Annotated in this window: 1 protein-coding gene; it reads left to right on the forward strand. The window is 75.9% G+C overall.

Going from position 1 to position 4,650, the window contains the following annotated elements; translation table 11 throughout:
• The coding region (locus tag AB0C76_RS41000; RefSeq protein ID WP_359975788.1) for an SDR family NAD(P)-dependent oxidoreductase at window positions 1–4,650 on the forward strand (4,650 nt) is incomplete at both ends.

Consider the following 4,650-nt stretch of genomic DNA (forward strand, 5'->3'; position numbering starts at 1 on the left):
GGCCGCATGGCCGCCGGGGCCCGCCCGCGCGGCGAGGTGCCGACGATGTTCCGCGCCCTGCTGCCCGCCGGTCGCCGCACCGCCGCGAGCACCTGCGGTACGGGCGCCGCGCTCGCCGCGCGCCTCTACGAGCTGCGCGAGGGCGACCGCCTGCGCCACCTCGTCGACCTCGTCCGCGCGGAGGCCGCCGGCGTCCTCGGCCACGCCTCGGGCCGGGCGGTCGACCCCGGACGGGAGTTCCGGGACCTCGGCTTCGACTCGCTCACCGCGATCGAGCTGCGCAACCGCCTCGCCGACGTCACCGGACTGCGCCTGCCGGCGACCATGGCCTTCGACTACCCGACCCCGCACGCCCTCGCCGCCCACCTCCTCGGGGAACTCCTCGACGAGGAGGACGAGGTGGTGGCCCCGCCGGCCGCCGCCACCGCCGACACCGGGGAACCGATCGCGATCGTCGGCATGGCCTGCCGCCTGCCCGGCGGGGTGCGGACCCCCGAGGACCTCTGGCGGCTCCTGAGCGAGGGCCGCGACGGCATCACCGACTTCCCGACCGACCGCGGCTGGGACCTCGACGCGCTCTTCGGCACCGGCCACGGCGTGAGCGCCACCCGCCAGGGCGGCTTCCTCGCCGGCCTCGGGGACTTCGACGCGTCCTTCTTCGGCATCTCGCCGCGCGAGGCCCTCGCGATGGACCCGCAGCAGCGGCTCCTGCTGGAGACGTCATGGGAGGCCGTCGAGCGGGCGGGGATCGACCCGACGGCGCTGCGCGGCAGCCGGACGGGCGTCTTCGTCGGCACGACAGGCCAGGACTACGCCTCGCTGGTGATGAACTCCCGGGAGGAGGTGGAGGGCCACGCGAGCACCGGTCTGGCCAACAGCGTGATCTCGGGCCGGGTGTCGTACTGCTTCGGTCTGGAGGGCCCCGCGCTCACGATCGACACCGCGTGCTCCTCGTCGCTGGTGGCGATGCACCTGGCCGCGCAGTCCCTGCGCAGCGGTGAGTGCACGCTGGCCCTGGCCGGTGGCGTGACCGTCCTGTCCACGCCGATGAGCTTCCTCGGTTTCACCCGCCAGGGCGGCCTCGCGACGGACGGGCGCTGCAAGGCGTTCGCGGACGGAGCCGACGGGACGGGCTGGTCGGAGGGCGCCGGTGTCCTGGTGCTGGAGCGGCTCTCGGACGCCCGCCGCAACGGGCACGCCGTCCTCGCCGTCGTGCGCGGCAGCGCGGTCAACCAGGACGGCGCCTCCAACGGTCTCACCGCGCCCAACGGCCCGTCCCAGCAGCGCGTCATCCGCCAGGCGCTCGCCAACGCGGGGCTGTCGGCCGGCGAGGTCGACGCCGTCGAGGCGCACGGCACGGGAACGACGCTGGGCGACCCGATCGAGGCCCAGGCGCTGCTCGCCACGTACGGGCAGGAGCGCGAACGCCCGCTCTTCCTCGGCTCGGTGAAGTCCAACCTCGGCCACACCCAGGCGGCGGCCGGGGTCGCGGGCGTGATCAAGATGGTGGAGGCGATGCGGGCGGGCGTGCTGCCGAAGACGCTGCACGTCGACGCGCCGTCCTCGCACGTCGACTGGTCGATGGGCGCGGTGGAGCTCCTGACGGAGGCGCGGGAGTGGCCCGAGGCCGGGCGCCCGCGTCGGGCCGGGGTCTCGTCGTTCGGGATCAGCGGGACGAACGCCCACGTGATCGTCGAGCAGGCGCCCGTGGTGGACCGGGCCGCGGCGCCGGGCATCGTGCCGGGCGCCGTGCCGTGGGTGGTCTCGGGAGCGTCGGAGGCCGCGCTGGATGCGCAACTGGCCGGGCTCGCCGGGGCGGCCGGCTCGCCCGTGGACGTCGGGCTCTCGCTGGCGGGGCGGTCGCGGTTCGGGCACCGGGCGGTGCTGGTGGACGGGGTCGAGGTGGCGCGCGGTACGGCCGGGGAGCGGCGGCTCGCGGTGCTGTTCTCGGGGCAGGGGTCGCAGCGGCTGGGGATGGGGCGGGAGTTGTCTGCCCGGTTCCCGGTGTTCGCGGAGGCGTTCGACGCGGTGTGCGCGCAGTTCGATCTTCCCGTCCGCGAGGTGGTGTGGGGCTCGGACGAGGAGTTGATCAACCGGACCGCCTATGCCCAGGCGGGGTTGTTCGCGGTCGAGGTGGCGCTGTACCGGCTCGTCGAATCCCTGGGCGTGGAGCCGGAGTTCGTGGCGGGGCACTCGATCGGTGAGGTGGCTGCGGCGCATGTGGCCGGGGTGTTCTCGCTGGAGGACGCGTGCAGGCTGGTGGCGGCGCGGGGTCGTTTGATGCAGGCGTTGCCGGAGGGTGGTGCGATGCTGGCGGTGCAGGCGGCGGAGGAGGAAGTCCTGCCGCTGCTGGGCGAGTTCGTGTCGGTCGCCGCCGTCAACGGCCCGGCGTCCGTGGTCGTCTCCGGGACGGTGGAGGCCGTCGAGGCGATCGAGGCGCGCTTCGCGGACCGCAAGACGACGCGGCTGAAGGTCTCGCACGCGTTCCACTCGCCGTTGATGGATCCGATGCTGGAGGACTTCCGCGAGGTTCTGAACGGGCTGACGTACCGTGCCCCTTCGATCCCGCTGGTCTCCAACCTGACCGGCGCGCTTGGTGGGGACGTCGCGACTCCCGACTACTGGGTGCGCCACGTCCGTGAGGCCGTCCGCTTCGCCGACGGGATCCGCGCCCTCGATGCCGCCGGCGCCACGGACTACCTGGAGCTCGGCCCCGGCGGCGTGCTCACCGCCCTCGCCGCGCAGAACCTCGACGAGGGCGCCGAGGGCGTCGCGGCCCCCGCGTTGCGTGCCGACCGGCCGGAGGAGGGTGTCCTGCTGACGGCGCTCGCCCGCCTCCACGTCGTGGGCGTCCCGGTCGAGTGGGCCCGGGTCTTCGACGGCACCGGCGCCCGGCGCGTCGACCTGCCGACGTACGCCTTCCAGCGCGAGCGCTACTGGCCCGCCCAGGCCGCGCACACGGGCGACGTGACCGGCGCGGGCCTGCGGCCGGCCGAGCACCCGCTGCTGGGTGCGGTGGTCTCCCCGGCCGACTCGGGCAGCGTGCTGCTGACCGGCCGGCTGTCGTTGAAGGCGCAGCCGTGGCTGGGCGACCACCGGGTGGGCGGCGTGGCCGTCTTCCCGCCGACGGGGTTCCTGGAGCTGGCCGTCCGCGCCGCCGACCAGGTGGGCTGCGACCGGGTCGAGCGGCTGACGCTCACCGGGTCGCTGGTGCTGCCCGAGGACGGCGCCGTCGTCGTCCAGCTGGTGGCCGGCACGCCGGACGAGGCCGGGACGCGTTCGCTGGGCTGCTACGCCCGGGCGGAGGACCCGGTGGACGGTCCGTGGACCTGTCACGCCACCGGCACGCTGGCCGTGGGCGAGCGCGAAGGCGGCTTCGACGCCTCCGCGTGGCCCCCGGCGGACGCGGTGGCCGTGGATCCCGTGTCCTGCCACGACCCGCTGGACCACGGCCCGGCGTTCCGCACGCTGCAGGCGGTGTGGCAGCGGGGCGACGAGGTGTTCGCGGAGGCCGTCCTGCCCGGCCGGGCCGAGGACGCGGCGCCGTACGGGCTGCACCCGGCGCTGCTGGAGGCGGCCGTGCAGATCGCCGCCGTGACCGGCACGGACGACGGCGCACGGCTGGTGCCCACGGACTGGCGCGACGTGGCGCTCCACGCGACCGGCGCGGCCGTCGTCCGGCTGCGGGTCGTGAGGGCGGGCGCGGACACGGTGTCCGTCGAGGTCGCGGACGCGGCGGGCCGTCCCGTGCTGTCGGCGGGGGCGCTGACGCTGGGCGAGCCGGCCGCCGTGGCCGAGCGGAGCGGACCGGCCGGGGCGCTGCTGCGGCTCGACTGGGTGGAGGGCTCGGGGCGGCCCACCGGGCCCGTGCGGGCCGTCACCCTGGGCGAGGACGTGCCGTCGCTCGCCGAGGTGGCCGGCGAGGTGCCGGAGGCCGTGCTCGTGCCGGTGGCGGGCGGTTCGACGCCCCGGGACGTGCACGGGGTGACGGCGTGGGCGCTGGGCCTGGTGCAGGAATGGCTGGCCGAGCCGCGCTTCGCCGACGCCCGACTGGTGTTCGTCACCCGGGGCGCGGTTCCGGGCAGCGAGGTCGCGGACCTCGTCGGCGGCGCGGTCTGGGGTCTCGTCCGGGCGGCCGAGGCGGAGAACCCTGGCCGGTTCGCCCTGCTCGATGTCGAACACGCGTCGGACGTCGAGGCGGCGCTGCCCGTCCTCCGCGCGCAATTGGACGGCGGTGACTTCCAGTTCACCGCGCGCGACGGTGTCGTCCGGGTGGGCCGGCTCGCCCGCGTGGCCCCCGGTGGGCCCTCCTCGGGTTGGGGTACGGGCACGGTCGTGATCACGGGTGGCACCGGCGGTCTGGGCCGTCTCGTCGCCCGGCATCTCGTCACCGAGCACGGCGTGCGCGAGCTGCTGTTGCTGAGCCGGCGCGGGGGCGTCGGCGCGTGGTTGGAGGAACTGCGCGAGCTGGGCGCCGACGTCGAGGTGGTGGCCTGCGACGCCGCCGACCGCGAGGCGCTCGCCGAGGCCCTGGCAGGCCGGACGATCAGCGGGGTCGTGCACGCGGCCGGTGTGCTGGACGACGGCATCGTGAGCGCGCTGACCCCCGGGCGCCTGTCGGCCGTCCTCCGCCCGAAGGTCGACGCCGCC

The organism is Kitasatospora sp. NPDC048722 (assembly GCF_040650235.1).
In the GTDB taxonomy this organism is placed as follows: Bacteria; Actinomycetota; Actinomycetes; order Streptomycetales; family Streptomycetaceae; genus Kitasatospora.